The organism is Candidatus Amoebophilus asiaticus 5a2, from assembly GCF_000020565.1.
Classification (GTDB): domain Bacteria; phylum Bacteroidota; class Bacteroidia; order Cytophagales; family Amoebophilaceae; genus Amoebophilus; species Amoebophilus asiaticus.
Map to the genome: position 1 here is coordinate 768,157 of NC_010830.1, position 17,693 is coordinate 785,849.

General features: G+C 34.8%; 15 protein-coding genes. 5 read left to right on the forward strand and 10 right to left on the reverse strand.

The genetic code is table 11. The annotated features are described in order from the left end of the window. Positions 1–551 precede the first annotated feature (551 nt). The 4 genes from rimM to AASI_RS03050 form a co-directional block, all read right to left on the reverse strand. A complete protein-coding gene (gene rimM, locus AASI_RS03035) occupies positions 552–1,073 on the reverse strand; it encodes a ribosome maturation factor RimM (RefSeq protein ID WP_012472760.1) in 522 nt (173 codons plus the stop codon). A 94-nt stretch (positions 1,074–1,167) separates the two neighbouring features. Further along, complete coding sequence (locus tag AASI_RS03040; RefSeq protein WP_187146307.1) at positions 1,168–2,628, reverse strand: UDP-N-acetylmuramoyl-L-alanyl-D-glutamate--2,6-diaminopimelate ligase; 1,461 nt, start codon at positions 2,626–2,628, stop codon at positions 1,168–1,170. 3 nt (positions 2,629–2,631) lie between these two features. Beyond that, on the reverse strand, positions 2,632–4,746 hold the full coding sequence (locus AASI_RS03045; RefSeq protein ID WP_012472762.1) for a penicillin-binding protein: 2,115 nt from the start codon (positions 4,744–4,746) through the stop codon (positions 2,632–2,634). Next, on the reverse strand, positions 4,747–5,103 hold the full coding sequence (locus AASI_RS03050; protein WP_012472763.1) for an FtsL-like putative cell division protein: 357 nt from the start codon (positions 5,101–5,103) through the stop codon (positions 4,747–4,749). A 195-nt stretch (positions 5,104–5,298) separates the two neighbouring features. On the opposite strand from AASI_RS03050, the gene AASI_RS03055 reads away from it, so the two are divergent. The 3 genes from AASI_RS03055 (at position 5,299) to argS (ending at position 10,853) form a co-directional block, all read left to right on the forward strand. Then, positions 5,299–8,136, forward strand: a complete 2,838-nt coding sequence (locus tag AASI_RS03055) for a hypothetical protein (protein ID WP_012472764.1) — start codon at positions 5,299–5,301, stop codon at positions 8,134–8,136. Between the two features lie 31 nt (positions 8,137–8,167). Then, the gene (locus AASI_RS03060; protein ID WP_044282770.1) at positions 8,168–8,665 is read left to right on the forward strand and encodes a hypothetical protein; all 498 of its coding nucleotides are present in this window, start codon (positions 8,168–8,170) and stop codon (positions 8,663–8,665) included. Positions 8,666–9,062: 397 nt separating this feature from the next. After that, complete coding sequence (gene argS, locus AASI_RS03065; protein WP_012472766.1) at positions 9,063–10,853, forward strand: arginine--tRNA ligase; 1,791 nt, start codon at positions 9,063–9,065, stop codon at positions 10,851–10,853. 72 nt (positions 10,854–10,925) lie between these two features. Here argS and AASI_RS03070 read toward each other — a convergent pair whose 3' ends face one another. From AASI_RS03070 to AASI_RS03095, 6 genes are all read right to left on the reverse strand, one after another. Next, positions 10,926–11,894 (reverse strand): FKBP-type peptidyl-prolyl cis-trans isomerase, encoded by a 969-nt coding sequence (locus AASI_RS03070; RefSeq protein ID WP_187146296.1) that lies wholly within the window; start codon positions 11,892–11,894, stop codon positions 10,926–10,928. Positions 11,895–11,904: 10 nt separating this feature from the next. Then, positions 11,905–12,915, reverse strand: a complete 1,011-nt coding sequence (locus AASI_RS03075; protein WP_012472768.1) for a DHH family phosphoesterase — start codon at positions 12,913–12,915, stop codon at positions 11,905–11,907. A 201-nt stretch (positions 12,916–13,116) separates the two neighbouring features. After that, positions 13,117–13,485 carry a preprotein translocase subunit SecG gene (secG, locus tag AASI_RS03080; protein WP_012472769.1) on the reverse strand — a complete coding sequence of 123 codons (369 nt, stop codon included), beginning with the start codon at positions 13,483–13,485 and terminating at the stop codon, positions 13,117–13,119. Further along, on the reverse strand, positions 13,485–14,174 hold the full coding sequence (locus AASI_RS07620; protein ID WP_012472770.1) for a hypothetical protein: 690 nt from the start codon (positions 14,172–14,174) through the stop codon (positions 13,485–13,487). Before AASI_RS07620 ends, secG begins: the two co-directional genes overlap by 1 nt. A gap of 55 nt (positions 14,175–14,229) precedes the next feature. Then, positions 14,230–14,685, reverse strand: a complete 456-nt coding sequence (gene lptE, locus AASI_RS03090) for an LPS assembly lipoprotein LptE (RefSeq protein ID WP_187146297.1) — start codon at positions 14,683–14,685, stop codon at positions 14,230–14,232. A 61-nt stretch (positions 14,686–14,746) separates the two neighbouring features. Continuing rightward, positions 14,747–16,027, reverse strand: coding sequence for a sigma-54 interaction domain-containing protein (locus AASI_RS03095; RefSeq protein ID WP_012472772.1), 1,281 nt, complete (start codon positions 16,025–16,027; stop codon positions 14,747–14,749). A gap of 376 nt (positions 16,028–16,403) precedes the next feature. Here AASI_RS03095 and AASI_RS03100 point away from each other — a divergent pair, with 376 nt between their 5' ends. Further along, complete coding sequence (locus tag AASI_RS03100; protein WP_012472773.1) at positions 16,404–16,994, forward strand: non-canonical purine NTP pyrophosphatase; 591 nt, start codon at positions 16,404–16,406, stop codon at positions 16,992–16,994. Between the two features lie 414 nt (positions 16,995–17,408). Beyond that, the gene (locus AASI_RS03105) at positions 17,409–17,672 is read left to right on the forward strand and encodes a hypothetical protein (protein ID WP_148204932.1); all 264 of its coding nucleotides are present in this window, start codon (positions 17,409–17,411) and stop codon (positions 17,670–17,672) included. Positions 17,673–17,693: the final 21 nt, after the last annotated feature.

Below are 17,693 nucleotides of genomic sequence, written 5' to 3' on the forward strand. Positions count from 1 at the left end.
GATATGGTTTTTGATAAGGTCTAGAAATGGGCTTCTCTTCATTTTGGCTGGTCATTGGTCTCCTTCCTAGAAAAAGTGGACCTGTTGCCCTATTTGGATTATCAATCTTTATTCTAATACGTTAGGGTAAAAGCACCTTGTTTGTTATGGACAGAATCTTGTGCCTTGCCTAGGGCATTATAAATCCCTTGCCTGGATGCTAACCCCGTTTTTGAGCTGTTAATAGAGAATTTGAAGTTTGTAAAGTGTAGAGAAAAACCTTAAAAGCTTTCTTCTCTACGAAAGAATTAAATATTGACAGGTAGGTTGTTACCCGAAAGTTGTGTTGTTGATAGATATGTTCCATGATTTGACAAAGGATAATGGTCAAAGAGAATAACCGCTAAAGAGGGTAATGTTTAATAAGAATATAAACGCTAGATTGCTGAAAAGCAAGTAAAAAGCAGAAGAAATGCGTAAAGTACCCTATTCAGACTAGAAACTTGTTTGGATGTTAGAATACAACTATTTATCCAATAAATGAATCTTCTGTTGAGGCTATGACACCTTTTTTATTTACATCCCATGGCTTCTAAGAAACCCATAGGTAACTCAACTATAATTTTTTTCTGTTCATGATCTAAATCTTGGATTAAGGCCGGTTCATATGGAATTAGTAATTCTTTATCTAAATAATCGACAACTAAGCACACGTGTAGTGGGAACTGTTCAATATCTTTAATAATACCTAATTCTCCTTGGTACTTGTCTGTTACCTGGTATCCTATTATATCTATGTAAGGTTCTTCTTGGACTACAAGTTTATCTAAAATTTCTTGTGATAGCCAGATACTTGACCCAATTAACTCACGAACACTATCTCGGTCGCTGATATGTTGGAATTTTATAAATACCTGCTGTGCTTGGCCTGTAATTTCTTCTACTTGATAAGGTACAAGCGTATGGCCTATTTTTATAAAAATGTAATTGATAGGATCAAAGGATTCTAATATTGGTTCTATCCGAGCTACTACGCACCCTTTAAGGCCTCGAGCTTGTGTAATTTTACCTACTTCAACACAATTTTTATTCATACAAATATTGGTCTATTAGAATGTTTTAAAACCTATTACAATATTTATGATTACATAAATCCAGTTTAACTTAACTAGCTTGTAAAGCACATGATTAAACTGCCATAAGTTTACTCACAATTTCTTCGTCGCTTAAAGGATATTTTATCCCTGCTATTTCCTGATAATTTTCATGTCCTTTACCAGCTATAAGTATAATATCAGCTGGTTGAGCCATTTGGTAGGCAGCTTGAATAGCTTCGGCACGGTCTATTATGGTTATAGTTTTAAGTTGTTCAGCAGATCTTAAACCTTGTTTCATCTCTTCTATAATAGCTTTTGGATCCTCATAACGGGGATTATCTGAAGTTAAAATAAGTTGGTCGCTGAGTTTATATGCTATTCTTGCCATCATAGGTCTTTTCTGGGTATCCCTATTGCCTCCGCAGCCTATTATAGTAATGATCTTACCTTGCTGTTTTGCACTTTCCCGAATTTGTTGAATAGAAAGTAGTATTTTTTCAAGGGCCTCTGGCTTATGTGCATAATCTATAATAACATCTGGTTTTTTAGGTGTATGGATATGCTGGAACCTACCTGTAATGGGTTTTATGGACGATAAAGCAACTAGTATATCTTGACTAGGTTGGCCTAGTAGGCATGCAGTAGCATAAGCAGCTAGCAAGTTAGAAGCATTAAAAGTACCCAGTAATTGAAACCAAACGTTTTGGCCACCTATACGTAATTCTAGTCCTTGCCAGGTATTAGCAAGAACTTGTGCTGTAAAATCTGCAGGGCGTTGTATAGCCATGCTATAGGTGGTGGCACGAGTGTTTTGTATCATAATTTTACCTCGTTTATCATCTATATTATAAAGCACAAATGCGTTTGCAGTAAGTTCATCAAACAGTTTCTTTTTTGCTTGTATATAAGCGTCAAAGGTGAGATGGTAATCTAAGTGATCGTGGCTAATATTTAAGAACAAAGCTCCTGCTAATTCTAAGCCAGCTAATCTGTTTTGCACGATGGCATGTGAGCTAGCTTCCATAAAGCAGAATTGGCAGCCTGCTGTTACCATTTGTGCCAATGCCTTATTAATATCAATGGCATTGGGTGTAGTAAGTGTACTAGGAAAAGCTTGGTCGTTTATTTGGTTATGTATGGTAGAAAGCATACCCACACTATAACCTAGCTGTCTAAAAAGTCTATATAATAAGTGTACAGTACTGGTTTTTCCACTGGTACCTGTAACAGCTACTAACTTTAGTTTTGTAGAAGGATTTTTATAAAAATTGCTGGCTATAGTGCCTAAAGCTTGTGTAACGTTAGACACTTGGATGTATGTTACATGAGTTGCTAGGTGCTCGGGGTATTTTTCACATATAATAGCCTTACTACCTAAGGCAATAGCATCGGCTATATATTGATGTCCATCTACTTGACTGCCCGGTAAAGCTATAAATAAGCTGTCTTTTTCTGCCTCTCTTGAATCTAAACAGATACTTTTAATAGGTAGATTGGTATCTCCTATAATTTGTTGTACAGAAACCTTATTTAGTAACTCTTGTAGTATAATCATTTAATTTAATTCTAAAGTAATGGTCTGTCCTGGCTTCACTTGGGTGCCAGGAGTTAGGGATTGTGCTTTAACATACCCATCTGTATAACCTTGTAGGGTTACTTGTAATCCTCGACTTTCTAATAGGAATAGCGCATCTCTTAGTGGCATACCTACTACCCTGGGTACCTGCGATGTAGAAAAATTACTATAAGGCTTCCATATCGTTTCTTCTTCTTGTTGTATAACTTGCAGCCATTCATCACTATTGAGTGGGGAAGGAAAGTTTATGCCAAGTGTTTGTATAGTGACTTGCCAATCATCTTTATAAGCTACCCTAAACTTAGGAAGCGGTGTATGCCACTCAGTAGAATGAATTGGTCTAATATAGGGTGCTGAGACTAAATCTTTAGCAGATAATTTGTTAGCAATTTCTTTTACAACAGGAGCAGCCACTTGCCCACCATAATGATATTCTGTCCCCTGGGGGTCATCAATAACTACAATACAGCTATATCTTGGTTTGTCTGCTGGGAAATAACCCACAAAGGAAGCATAAGTGGCGTCGCTATATTTACCATTTTTAATTTTATTAGAAGTACCTGATTTACCAGCTATTTTATAAAATCCATGTTTGAACTTCTTAGCAGTTCCTCGTTCTACTACACCTTCCAGCATGGTTTGTAGCTTTTTTAATGTCTGGTCTGAACATATTTTTTTGTTAAGTACAGTGCTTGTGTAAGTTTCTATAGTTCTATTGGCATATCTGATTTCTTTAACAAGGATGGGCTTAAGCATTTTTCCTTGATTAGCTATGGCATTATATACGGTAAGTAATTGCAAAGGAGCTAACTTTACTTCATAGCCCATGGACATCCAAGGAAGCGTTACTTTGGTCCATGCTCGGTGTTTAGGGTGTTTGATAAAGGGTATTCCTTCTCCTTGCAGTTGAATACCCAGAGGTTTATCAAGTCCTAGTTGGCGAATGTAATCAATAAATTTTTGTGGTTTTTCACTAAAAGTATTATCTATTAGTTTCGCTATACCAATATTAGAAGATTGCTCAAAAGCTTCTTGAACGGTAATAATACCATGCCCACCTCGCTTAACATCGCTCATAGTAAGATTATGAAATTTATATTTCCCCTCGCCCGTGTCCACTGTATCTGTAAGCTCTAGATTGCTTTCTTCTAAGAGTGCTAGCATAGAAACAAGTTTAAAAATAGAACCAGGTTCTGTTGTTCCTTGGCTTCCTGCCGCGTAGTTGTAAATTTCTTGGTATTGGCCAGGTGCTACGCTGCCCAAATTAACCATTGCCTTTATTTCACCAGTAGCTACTTCCATAACTACTACAGCCCCATAATTAGCCTGGCTTTGCTGTAAAACTTTTAACAGACTAGTGTGTGCAACATCCTGTAAGTTAATATCTAGTGTTGTTATTAGGTCATATCCATTAATAGGTTTTTTAGTGTTGCTGCTTTGAATCATTTTCCAACTACCCCCTGTCAGTTTTTGATATACAGCTCCACCTTCTACGCCTCGTAAGATTTGGTCAAAGCTACATTCTAAACCTACACCATTCCCATTCTTATTAACAAACCCTAGTGTTCTAGCAGCTAATTCACGGAAAGGTTTAAACCGTTTTTCTGTTTTTTCAAAAATTACGCCACCACGAAATCGACCCTCTCGGAAAATAGGCCATTCACTCATTTTTCTTTTGTCATGATGGGTAATTTGCTTGTTATTTAGCAAAAGATATCTTTTTCTGTTTCGGCGGGCCTCACAAAGAAGTTCGTAATAAGCTTGTGCAGGCTTGTCTTGATAGAATTCTGCTAAAAGTGTACTAAGCAATTTTATATTAGATTCAAAAAGCTCATTATCAGCAATACAGGGGTCTATAGCAACTTTATAGAATGGTAATGATGTGGCTAAAAGGTTTCCATCTTGTGCATAAATATTCCCTCGGCTAGGTTGGATAGGCCTATACTCTAGCGTAGCTACCTGAGCTAACTTTGTCCACTTTTTACCTTGCACAAATTGTATGTGTATGAGTTTTGCCACTACGGCTACGGCAAAGACAAATAAGCCTAAAAAAGCGATTCTTGTACGAAGAAGAATGGTTTGCTTAGCATCCATTTATTGGTTTAATTTTATTTTAAATGGTGGCTGATTAGATTCATGAATACCCAGCGGTGCAACACGCTGTGCTACAACAGACTGTTTACTGTCTAACATGTAGCTTGATTTAAGTGAAGTAAATTCCATACGTAAAGCTCCTATGTCTTGTTCTAACTTATCCACTTTGCGGGCCGTACGCTCATAATAATGTGTATTTCCTACATAAATTAGACCTAATAGAAAACTATAGGCTATAACCGGTATATATCGACTTGGTAAGCCATCCATAAATAGGCGCTCAAATGGTAGGCTTCTTTCTAAATAAGCAAAGAGGCCCGATTTCTTTTTTCTAGCTTTGTATGCATTTTTTGCCATGTGGTTTTCGACTAGATTAAGTATTTCTCAAAAATATTAAAATTCCTGCCCTGATCAATGGAAACTTTTAGGATAATATGTAGATGCAATTGTAAAATGCTGAATATTACGAATAGACATAAGTCGCTTGTTATATAATATGTAAGCAACTACCTTTGTAAAAATTTAAGTATATCACCTTCCCGAATATATGCTATGCATCATACTTCAGTGTTAAAAAAGTTATTATTTATATTTGCTTTACTGTTAGTCGCTTTAACTAGCATAGGATATTTTTACTATAGCCGCTGGCAACGCGAGGTAAACCAATCATCTACAATTCCATATATTTTAGAAAGCGCAGCGTTGGTATGTGATGTAGGCGCTGTAGGTAAACAATGGAATAATTTTTCTACAACTACGATCGGACGTGATTTTGCTACCTTACCATTGTTTTGTGATATACAAGCCAACTTAGAATGCCTAAATCAAGCAGGCCTTAATAGAAATTCGTTAGACGAACTTCCACTTATTGTTTCTATTCATGGGCTTAGTGAAGAAGAGATTGGATATGTTTTGTACTTAGATATACGTACGCCTGCTACCATTTCTCTGTTAGCGTTTCTAGACAATCAAAAAAAAGCCAACAAATATAAAGTTGAAAATAGAAGCTATGCGGGCTATACCATTACTACTATCAGCCAAACTACATCTAGAAATACTAAAACACTTCATATGCTTAAGCAAGGCAGTTATGTGATGGTTAGTTTCTCTGAGTTGCTTATAGAAGATATTGTAAGAGGCTTAGCTGATAAGAAACCTTCGGCTTTTCTCTCTTTAAGAAAATCTTCTCATAAACAGGGTAGCTTGTATATTAATTTCCCTAAGCTATCATCCTTATTACGTATCTTTGTAAAACAGGAATATAGCTGCAAACTAGCGTCTTATTTACTTAATTTAGCACCAGCTGCTCAATTAGAATTGAAATTAAGCAATCATTACCTGCTTTTGACTGGGCTTGTGAATGAAGTAGCATCATCAGTAGATTCTTGTTATTGGGTATCTGCCTTAAGCAAAGCAGAATCCTCTCTGTTTAGTTTAAGTTCTTATATTCCCTCTAACTCTTCGGTGGTACAATGTTATTCTTTTAAAGATACAGGGGCATTTATAAATGGAATGTACGCTTACCAAAGCAAGCAACCTAACACCCAAGTACCAGTAACAGATGACATTTCAACTCCTAGCAATTTAAGCTTACTTAATTCTCTTTTTAAAAATGATATTGCCCTTTGTACTATAGGGTCAGACATGCGTGACCAATTACTATTTATAGGGACCAACGATTCCGGAAGTGCTATATCTATACTAGAAGAAAGCCAGTTAATTGTCAGTCCATACGAGCAGCAGATTAACCAATGGTCTACTGTCTATACGATTAATCCTACTGTTTTCAAAAATTGGCTTCCCTATATAGTTTTCCCAGAATTTGAGCCTAGACTGCTCACAATTGTAGATAATTACATAATCTTTGCTAATAATTTTTCTACACTTAAACAATTGCAACGATCATACGCACAAGGTAATACTTGGGCTAGCCAACAAAGTGGTGCAAACAGATTTCTAGCAAGTACATTAGCGTATGCTAACTACAGTATGTTTGCTAACTTACAATATGCTTGGCCTTTAATAGCACAAAAACTTAAACCAGTTTGGAAAGCTTTATTAGATAAGCATACTATCAACTTTCAGAAATGTGGATATGCTAGTTTCCAATTTGTAAATAACACGCAGAGCACCCAACAGCCATGCTATATAAACTTATTATTTGCTCATATGGCCGAAAGTGAGTTGGCAAAACAAGTAAAGTCAGATACTATATCTGCTGTAAAATATTTTCAAACAGCTGCTCCAATTATTACCAAGCCTATTTTTGTTACTACCCATAAAAAAGTTGCACCACATTTATTGGTACAAGATGCACTTTCTCAATTATATTTTGTAGATGATATAGGAAGGCTAATTTGGAAAAAGAAGTTAGAAGCGCCTATTTTGAGTGATATATCTGTTATAGATTTATATAAAAACAATAAATGCCAGTATTTATTTGCTACATCAGAGGCTATACATCTTATCGACTATACGGGGCAAGAAGTTAGTCCTTATCCACAAAAGCTACCGCACTCTGGCAAGGGTGTAGGAGTTAACATAATTGATTATAACCAAGACAAGAATTATAGAATTCTGATAACCGATGCAAGAGGTAATATTTATTTGAGAGATATGCACTACAGGCCTTTACCAGGTTGGAATCCTAAGCCGTTGCATATTCCGTTTGCTGTTACGCCTTTTCATATAAGACTTGATAAAGACTATTTCTTATCCTTGCAGATAAACGGCACACTACATGCCCTTAATAGGAGAGGGCAGTCATATGCTGGGTTCCCAATTAATATAAAAGAGCCAGTTTGTAATCCCCTTATAGTCCAAAAAGGAAACTATTCTACTACGACTCAACTGATTGTGTTAACAGAAGAAGGTACACTCAATTCTTATAATTTAAAGGGGGCTTTACAGCATAGCATACAGTTAGAGAAAACAGATTATACAGTTAAATTTACACTATGTTCAGCGTTAGAGGGTAGTCAAAGTTATGCTATTTTTCGGCAGGATTTAGATAAAATTGCTATCTTAGATGAACAAGGAAAACTGTTGTTTGAAAAAGAATATGAGTCAGAACGGGCCCTTGGCTGCCAGTATTATGTGTTTGGAGAATATAAATTTTATGTTATAACAGACCCTATAAAGAAGAGAACTTATATTTATAATAGTGGTGGTAAAATTATTAATAATAGCACACCCATCCACAACAATGGCCAACAAGTAGTATTGTCATTTTCTGAAGCTGATCAACAGATTTTAGTATATACTAGCTTTAATAAGTCTATACTTAAATACCAGCTCGCTATAGAAGAAACATTAGAAAATAGAGGTGGTAGTGTGCAAGATCTTTTTGATACATCAAAAAATTTCTCGAATGAAGGATTAGAACACTGATTTTAACATGATAAAATACAATTTTCAAGCAATGTTACACAGATTTCTTAAAAAGGCAGGTGTCTTATACTTAGTTACCACACTTGCTATGTTACAAATGGTTTGTTTGCCAGAATCTTCTAAAGAAATTGAAAAAGCTAGAAATGGGGATAATAAGAAGATCGAGTTAGAAGAAAAGAAAAGTAACCTTATAACCAATTTAAGCTCAACAAAAGCTGAAATAGAAGATATAAAAGGAAAAGGTTCAGATGATGAAACCAGAAACAAACAAATTACAGCAGTTTGTATAAAATTCCTTAAAGAGCACTATATGCCTTACATACAGGTTGAGAAAGAATATTTTGCACATCTGGCAAAATACGAGGAGAATATTTCAGAAAGAAAGAAATACAAAGTCATATTAGAATGTCAGAGTGCGGATATAAGGCGTGCAGAAATATTGCTTCAAAAGGCAAATTCCTATAATAGATTAGATAATAATGAGATATACATATTTGTGTTAGACCTCTTTAAAAAGGCAGGGATCTAATAGCTAAGCTATTTACTTACCTATGTTGATTTCTTTAAAACCTCGATAAAATGCGGTTATAAATCTGTTTAAAAGCCGCTAGTTTATATGTTTTAGAAGAAGCTTACTAAAAGGAGAAACCTTGTTGATAGATAAATATGTACTTAACGAGAATATATTAATTGTATAACCTTAGCTCTTTCACTAAACTAATTTTTATAAAAAAGAAATGCTAGTGTCTTTGTTACATGGATATACTCTACTTTACTCTTTATATTTAGAAAACCTACTAATAGCATTTTAATACCGTCCCTGCTCTTTATAATACGCTCTTACCGTATATTTACAAGAATTGAAAAATAATAGTATTTGCAGCAGTCTATAGGGTAACCGAGGGCTATATACGTGATTTTTATTTATGAACATAGACTTGGTACTTCGAGAAGCCATACAAAATGCTTTTCAATCTGTATTTGAATTATCAATACCTTTAGCAGATGTTAATTTACAACCTACCCGTAAGGAGTTTGAGGGTACTCATACCTTAATAGTTTTTCCTTTTACTACTACTTGCAAGGTATCCCCTGAAGTAATTGCTAATAAAATAGGGGATTGGATGCAAACAAATACACAGGCGATAGCTAGCTATAATGTGGTAAAGGGTTTCCTAAATTTGTCTATAAAAGACACTATTTGGCTAGCATCTTTTAACCAAATGTATCAAAATAAGCACTTTGGCTATCTACCTTCAAATAGACAAAAAATAGTAGTTGAATATTCTTCCCCTAACACTAATAAACCCTTACACCTTGGTCATTTAAGGAATAATTTTCTAGGGCATGCTGTTAGTGAAATACTACAAGCAGCTGGCTATGAAGTTTATAAGGTTAACTTAGTAAATGATCGAGGTATCCATATATGTAAATCTATGGTAGCTTATCAGCATTGGGGTAGGGGAGAAACACCTGAATCTAGAGGACTTAAAGGTGACCAGTTGGTAGGAAAATATTATGTGAAGTTTGATCAAGTCTATAAAGAACAAGTAGCAGCGCTAACGCAAACATTAGGAGATGCAGAGCAAGCCGCCAAACAAGCTCCTTTGCTACAAGAAGCACAAGTTATGCTAAAGCAGTGGGAGGCAGGTAACGAGGAGGTATTAGCACTATGGAGAAAAATGAATGGTTGGGTATATGATGGCTTTGATATTACCTATCAAAAGTTAGGCATTACTTTTGATAAAGTATATTATGAATCTCAGACGTATTTATTAGGAAAGGAGGTAGTGGCAGAGGGGCTTGCAAAAGGAACTTTTTATAAAAAACAGGATGGTTCTGTATGGATAGATCTAACGCAAGAAGGGTTGGATGAAAAATTACTATTGAGAGCCGACGGTACTTCTGTATATATAACCCAAGATTTAGGGACTGCTGACTTACGGTATCAAGATTTTAAGCCTAATAAGTTAGTTTATGTAGTAGGTAACGAACAAGATTATCATTTTGAAGTGCTTGCTAAAATTATGGCTCGTTTGGGACGACCCTATGCAACAGATCTATACCACCTCTCGTATGGAATGGTAGATTTGCCTACAGGAAAAATGAAGTCCAGGGAGGGAACTGTGGTTGATGCAGACATGTTGATTGATGAGATGATAGAAACGGCGGAAGAACATACGAGGGAATTAGGGAAAATTGATGGGTTTTCTAAAGAAGAAGCAAAGGACTTATATCATATACTAGCAATGGGAGCATTGAAATACTTTCTATTACGTGTAGATGCTAAAAAACGTCTATTATTTGATCCTCAAGCTTCTATTGACTTCCAAGGGGATACAGGTCCTTTTATCCAGTATACTCATGCACGTATTGCAGCGGTATTAAGAAAGGTACAACAGGCAGATATAGCATTCAATGATATTGTGGAGCAGGAGAACTTTGTTTTGCATCCTTTAGAGCGTGAAGTAATTGTAGAACTGGCTGCTTTTCCAAAAAAGTTACAAGAATCAGCTTTAGCTTATGCACCTGCTATACTAGCCCAACATGTTTTAGAAATTGCCAAAGCATATAATAGAATGTATGCAGAACTATCTATTTTACATGAGCAAGATACTAAAGTACAGCTATTTAGAATACAACTTTCTGTTTTGGTGGCACAGGTCATTAAAACTGTCATGCATTTGTTAGGTATTGTAGTTCCAGAGCGTATGTAAAACTAAAGTCAAAGCCAGGCAACCTTTCGTTACCTGGCTTTGACTTGTTTATGTATTGTGATGGTTGTGCGTTTATTGTGTTAGTATATCCACTAACTCTACTTCAAAGATAAGATTGGAATGTGCCTTAATATAAGGTAGAAACTCAGCTTCACCATACGCTAATACAGAAGGTAAGAAAAGGTGTGCTTTTGCATGTCTTTTTAGAAGCTTGATACCCTCTTCAAATCCTTCTATCATACTACCTTCCCCTATTCTAAATTCTAAAGGTTCATAGTGCCTTCTAGCATCATACATATTGTGTTGCTGTGCTACTTCTGCAATGCTTGTATCAAATACTTGTCCTTCTAGGGTCTTACCTACATAATGTACTTTTACTGTATTTCCTGGTTGAGGATGAGCACCTTTGCCAGGCTTATCAATTGTATATTTAAGCCCTGAATTAGTAGAAGAAGCCTTAATTTGCTTCTTATCTAAGTAATTGTTTATAATTTCTAAATCTTTAGGTAATTGCTTAGCAATATGCTCTTTGCGTTTTTCTAACATAGCTTTAAATTGTTCTTTTTGTAATTGTTCAAGTTGTTTCTCATTAACAATATCTTTCAAATATACATGGGTATATAGCAAAGTATTTTCTTCTAGCTGGTGTTTAGTAGCCGCTTCTGAAAATTGTCTGCCCAAAGCTTTTTTTGCAGGAAGCTTAAATATAAAACGGTCTCCCTTTTTTAGCATGCTAATAGCTTCATAAATTCCACCATCTGCTTGTAAGTTACTGTCGCTGTCGCTGTATCTTACTATTACAGGAGAATCACTATTAGTATAATCTAGCACAACTTTTCTATCTTTGGTTTTGTATACTATATCTATTAGTAATAGCTCACCATTTTTAGGCTTAGGGCCTTCTCCTTTTTTTTCTATTCTATATTGTAAACCGGTGCTTGTCGTTTTATAAAAACATTGATCACAGCTAATTAATATATTCATCAATATACCAGCCATGATAAAAGCGTATGTATATTTCTTTAATTTAGTTGGCAACATATTCATTACTTTAATTTAATAGGTCTTGGTTATTTTTGACTAATGTTTCAAATATATTTATAGTTTCTTCTAAAGATAGATTGGTCATGCCTCCAGCAGCATTTTTGTGACCACCACCATGAAAATACTCTTTAGCAAAAGTGTTTACTGCAAAATCACCCACAGATCGCAGAGAAATACATACCCTATCATACTTTTCTTTAATAAGGGCTGCTAATACAATACCTTTAATAGAAAGTGCATAGTTTACTAATCCTTCTGTGTCGCCTGTATTCAGGTTAAATTGTTTAGCATCAGCCGACTTTATAGCGATATATGCTGTCTTGTAGTCTGGTAATACAGTAAGCCTATTGCTAAGTATAAAACTCAAAAATTTAAGCTTATTAAGCGAGTTACTGTCATATACTAGTTTGTTAATCTTAGCTACTTCTACTCCAAATTCTAAAAGATTAGCCACAATACGATGTACGTGAGGCGTTGTATTAGGTGTTTTAAAAGATACTGTATCAGTCAGAATACCTACATATAGACATTCTGCTATTGATTTATCTATACAGTCAGTTTCACCTAAAGCTTCAATGAGTTCATACACCAATTCTGCAGCTGCTGTTGCTTTAGGGTTCCATAGCATCACATCTGCAAAATCTTCTGTATCTAAATGATGGTCGATAACTATCTTGGTAGCTTTTGTTTGTTTTACAGCACTTGCTAATTCATTAATACGATTTAATATGGCAAAGTCTACGCAAAAGATAATGTCAGCGCTGGCAATTAATTCAAACGACAATTGCTGGTTATTCTTCTCATAAATAATAACTTCATCTATTCCTGGTAGCCAATCTAGAAATTCTGGATAGGCGGTAGGAGCAATTACACTTACATGATGATTTTTCTTTTTTAAAAAAGCAGCTAACCCTAGCGACGCCCCTAATGCATCCGCGTCAGGGTTGGTATGCATAGTAATAACAATTCTTTTGGGCTGGCTGAGTATTTCTTTTTCTATAGCTGGAATAATGTCCATATTGTATCCTACCAATAATAAGTAGGTCTTATTTATATTTGTATAATAAATATAACTATCTAAAAGTTTAATAAAAACTTTTAGCCTTTAAAAAGGTTATTCTTATTACTTTTCTCAGTATCGTGTATATTTCAAACTTCGTAAAAAGACTTAAGCTATCTATGTGGCCTAAAAATAGACTTTGTAGCTTATAAAATTTATCTACTTAGAAGCTGTATCAGTATTGGTATCTTGTTGTACTTGTGTGCTAGCAGCCTCTTGCTGATCCTGGCTAGGCTCAATAAGTGAATATTCTTGTTGAATTCTCTCAAGATTAGGGCTAATTGGGAGTCCTATATTTCTTTTCTTTAACCAGAGTGATGTGCCAAGGCTTAATACAAATAATGAAGTAAGTAAACCCCAAGTAATTTGCTCTAATAAGTCACTTGTTTTCTTAACACCTATTATTTGGTGAGCTCCCATACTTCCAAGTGAATTGCCTACACCTTCTTTTTTAGAGCTTTGTAAAGCAGTAACAAGTATAAGTAAAATAGCTGTAATAAGAATAAAAGTAATTAATAAGGTAAACATTATATGTCTTTTTTTAATTCTTCTGTAAGTGTTGAAAAATAAGATCCTTTTTCAGGAAATTTTAATTGTAATCGTTTATAAATTTCAATAGCACGCTCAAATTTACCTTGTTTTAACATAACCTGTGCTAAGCTTTCTGTAAGCAAACTATCGTGCAAGGTAATACTTTCTTTGGTAAGATCAATATGTGCTTCTTCTAAAGATAACTCTTTAATGGTTAAAGGCTTAAATTTACTACCCTTTTTAATAAAATCTTCAATAATATCGAGTTGTTCTAAGCTCTTTTTCTTAATTATTCTTTTTTCTTCTTTGGTAGAAATATTGCTAATGTAGCTATTAATAAAATCTGTCTGTAACGTTGGTTCTTGGCTAGGCTTTGGTTGGCTATAGTTAGTTGGTATTCCTTGTAATGATACTATATGATTGGGTGCTGCTTCGTCAGAAGAAGCATATGCCAGCTTGTCTTCTAATAACAGTTTTAGCTGGTTACGGTCGGTGGCATAGACAGCTGCTAGCTGTATAGCTTGCTGAGCTTTATCAGGATCTTGATCATAGAGCGCCTTAGCTATTAGTGAGCAAGCTAGCTGAAAATAAGGGTATTGGTGCAATAATTTTCTAAGCTCTTGTACCTCTGCTGTATCAATTTTTTTAGGTTGTTTTATAATACTTAGAACTTGTTCAGCTTGCATGGCAATGGTTATAAGGATCTCTTGTATATGAGTAATATAATTTATTTATTTTAGGTTACCAATTAGCTATAGAGGCATTAAATATATCTTTAATGAGTTTCTTGAGTATGTCTTCTACCAAGCCAGGTTCTTCTGTATCGCGGCTAGTTGATGCATCCTTGTCAGCAGTCTGAGTAAACTGCTTTTTGCTAAATTCAAAATCTTTATCATAGGCATTGCTATAACTTACTTGTACGGTAATACTGAGCTGTTCTCGACTAGTCGTAGCTCCTCGGTCATCGCTCCGAGGAGTTATGGGAGTATACTTGAACTCAGTTATGATTCCTTCAAACTGAATGTCACCATTGCTGAATACTTCCTTTAATTTGGTTTTTTGAGCTAATTCCATCCGTAATTTTTCTGCCAGTTGCTCGCTTAAGTTAGCAGGGCCTAGTGCCACTCTAGATTGAAATGGCTGCATGGAAAAAGTTTTAGCTTCTTTAGATAAAGAGCTGCCGGAAAATGTGTACATAAGACAGCTTTGTAGAATTAAACCTGCTAGGATGCTTAGTAGAAAATTGATATGTTTATTTTTATTCAAGGTTATATTCATTTATTTTTCTATACAAAGTACGTTCTGATATGCCCAAAACCTCGGCAGCCTTTTTTCGTTTATGTTTAAATTTCTCTAAAGCTTTTGTAATTAATTCTTTTTCTTTTGCTTCTATGGATAAATTTTCTTCTTTTATCGTTTCTACCTCTTGTGTATGCTGTTGTATGAAAGGCTTAGTTTGATGTTTTATGTAGGCATAGGCGGGTTGCAGATTGTCGGTTTCATAAATACTATTGCTGGGTACAGGTAACATTTCCTTTTCTAAACGGTTAGGCGTCTTTTTAAAGAGAGTAGCATGTGTTTTAATTATCTCTTTACCTTGTGAACTGCTATTAAGAAGTTCAAATATTAATCCCTGTAGATCATGCATTTCTTTTCTCATGTCAAAAAGGATCTTAAATAAAAACTCTCGCTCTTTTGAACTTTCTTGTGTATGCGATGGCCTATACAATGTTGGTAAAACTTGTTGGTCGGGTGGTAGATAATCTTTTAATTTTTTTCGATCAATTAGTCTATCTACTTCTAAAACAGAAATTTGCTCTACTAGATTTTTAAGTTGCCTGATATTGCCTGGAAATCTATAATGCAAGAGTAAATCTTGCGCATCTTCTGTAAGCTGAATAGGTTTGATATAATATTTATCTGCAAATTCAGTAGCAAACTTTAAAAATAGAAGTGTGATATCTGCACCTCTTTCTCGAAGAGGAGGGATTTGGATAGGGACAGTATTAAGCCTATAGTATAGGTCTTCTCTAAACTTACCTTTGTAAATAGCATCTAGCAAGTTGACATTAGTAGCAGCTATAACGCGTACTTTTACTTTTTGTATTTTAGAAGAACCTACTTTGATAAATTCTCCATATTCCAGCACACGTAAAAGTTTAGTTTGTGTGCTAATGGGCATTTCGCCTATTTCATCTAAAAAAATAGTTCCTCCATTAGCCTCTTCAAAGTATCCTTTACGCATTTCCACTGCTCCTGTAAAAGCACCTTTTTCATGTCCAAATAGCTCAGAATCAATAGTGCCTTCAGGAATCGCACCACAGTTGATAGCAATAAACTTTCCATGCTTATAAGGGCTTAAACTATGAATCAATTTAGAAAAGGATTCTTTACCTGTACCACTTTCGCCAGTAATGAGCACTGATAGTTCCGTAGGAGCTACCTGAGTAGCTATCTCAATAGCTCTATTTAACGCAGGTGCATTACCTACAATACCAAACTGTTGTTTTAAATGGTTAAGCTCTGCTGCTACTTGCATGAAATCTAAATTTGAGATATGCCATGAATGCTGATCTATGCATATTAATAGATCACTTTAAAGCCAGTAAGCTTATCTGGCCTTATTCATTTGTAAATTTAGCCAAACGAGCGAAACTAAAAAAACTGAATGGTTAAAAAATATATAAACACTTAATTAAAAATGTATTGTTGTACTATTTATCCTAAAGTATTAAAAAATCTATTTATTTAAATAATATAATAAAAGTCATAGTTAATAATTAATTTTCATATCTAAAAAAGAAAGCAAATCTGTCAAATTTAGTGCAATCTAAGATAGGGTTGTTAAATGGGGAAGAGGCTGAAATCTTAGGTATAACTTATAACATAAGAAGAATATATTTTAAAACAGAGTTATGAAAAATAGTACACTTACTTTTGTAACAGGTAATAATGGAAAATTTAAAGAGGTAGAACGTTATATCAATGAGTTGGCTCCTACTATTACATTAAAGCAAGCTGCAATAGATTTGCCCGAGTGCCAAAGTCTTGATATTCGTACTGTAGCTTTGGGCAAAGCCCAAAAAGCGTGGGAATTACTGCAAGCACCTGTGTTAATTGACGATGGCGGTATTTATCTTGAGCGTTACCATCAATTTCCTGGAACCTTATCCAAATATGTTTATCAAGGAATTGGGTTAAATGGTATTTGGCTTTTAGCTAAAGAAGATCCACGAGCTTATTTTTTGAGTTGTCTGGTCTATATTACTAGTCCAACTGACTATCATTTTTTTGAAGGTATATGCCAAGGAATCATGATTGAACCAGTAAATGAAGTGCTTGATAGCCATTTGCCTTATACCTATATGTTTGTTCCTAATGGACAAACCAAAACAATGGCTCAGCTACGTAATACCGAAGCAGAAAAAGAATTTCACCATCGGTTAAAAGCTACCAAGCAACTTATTAATTATATTGTTACGATTGTATCAGAAAGGATATATTAAACTCTCATACAAGTAATAAAATATCAATTAAAGCTACCTAGTGTCTAGGGTAATTGTAGTGATAGTAATGGAAGTAGCAATTTAGCGTAATATTGAAGAGCTTACCAGTGTTATGCTGTAAATTACTTTAGCGCTACCCTATAACGTCACTATAAAATACCAGGTAGTGTTGAAAATAGAAAAAGATAGGGGCTAGTTAGCCTTCATAAGACCAAAAACCTTTAATAATATTAAGAATTAAGAGTTGCTATAAAATTAACCAAACAATAACTCCATCCCATCAAGAAAAGGATGCTATAGAAGCACAATCCTTAAGGATTAGGTATTTATTTCTGTATTAAACAAGTATTTATTTGCATATCTGTTAGCGACCAACTATTATAAGGTCCTCACTTAAATAATTATTCCCAACCTATGAAACGGACCTATAAACGAAGTCAACGACTAATGGCTTTTATTTTGCTTGCCAGTTTATTCTTACAGAGCTGTGGCAATTCTCTTAATCCAGTAATTCCTAATCCAATTCGAGAAGTACCATCAGAACATATTCCCTTATTAACTGACCACATTCAACCTTTGGTTGGGCAAGAGCTTACAGCACAAGGTGGCCATGCTGTTACTTTTTATGAAGAAGCCGGTGAGTTAAAAGCTAATGTAGCAATGAATGTGCCTCAATGATTTAGCAAACGCTATAAAGGT

Excerpts from the sequence above, each read along its gene's own strand:
- AASI_RS03060 (WP_044282770.1), top strand. The coding sequence starts at position 8,168 with ATGTTACACAGATTTCTTAAAAAGGCAGGTGTCTTATACTTAGTTACC.
- AASI_RS03050 (WP_012472763.1), bottom strand. The coding sequence starts at position 5,103 with ATGGCAAAAAATGCATACAAAGCTAGAAAAAAGAAATCGGGCCTCTTT.
- AASI_RS07620 (WP_012472770.1), bottom strand. The coding sequence starts at position 14,174 with ATGCAAGCTGAACAAGTTCTAAGTATTATAAAACAACCTAAAAAAATT.
- AASI_RS03045 (WP_012472762.1), bottom strand. The coding sequence starts at position 4,746 with ATGGATGCTAAGCAAACCATTCTTCTTCGTACAAGAATCGCTTTTTTA.
- secG (WP_012472769.1), bottom strand. The coding sequence starts at position 13,485 with ATGTTTACCTTATTAATTACTTTTATTCTTATTACAGCTATTTTACTT.
- argS (WP_012472766.1), top strand. The coding sequence starts at position 9,063 with ATGAACATAGACTTGGTACTTCGAGAAGCCATACAAAATGCTTTTCAA.
- AASI_RS03105 (WP_148204932.1), top strand. The coding sequence starts at position 17,409 with ATGAAACGGACCTATAAACGAAGTCAACGACTAATGGCTTTTATTTTG.
- lptE (WP_187146297.1), bottom strand. The coding sequence starts at position 14,685 with ATGTACACATTTTCCGGCAGCTCTTTATCTAAAGAAGCTAAAACTTTT.
- AASI_RS03070 (WP_187146296.1), bottom strand. The coding sequence starts at position 11,894 with ATGTTGCCAACTAAATTAAAGAAATATACATACGCTTTTATCATGGCT.
- AASI_RS03095 (WP_012472772.1), bottom strand. The coding sequence starts at position 16,027 with ATGCAAGTAGCAGCAGAGCTTAACCATTTAAAACAACAGTTTGGTATT.
- AASI_RS03075 (WP_012472768.1), bottom strand. The coding sequence starts at position 12,915 with ATGGACATTATTCCAGCTATAGAAAAAGAAATACTCAGCCAGCCCAAA.
- rimM (WP_012472760.1), bottom strand. The coding sequence starts at position 1,073 with ATGAATAAAAATTGTGTTGAAGTAGGTAAAATTACACAAGCTCGAGGC.
- AASI_RS03100 (WP_012472773.1), top strand. The coding sequence starts at position 16,404 with ATGAAAAATAGTACACTTACTTTTGTAACAGGTAATAATGGAAAATTT.
- AASI_RS03055 (WP_012472764.1), top strand. The coding sequence starts at position 5,299 with ATGCATCATACTTCAGTGTTAAAAAAGTTATTATTTATATTTGCTTTA.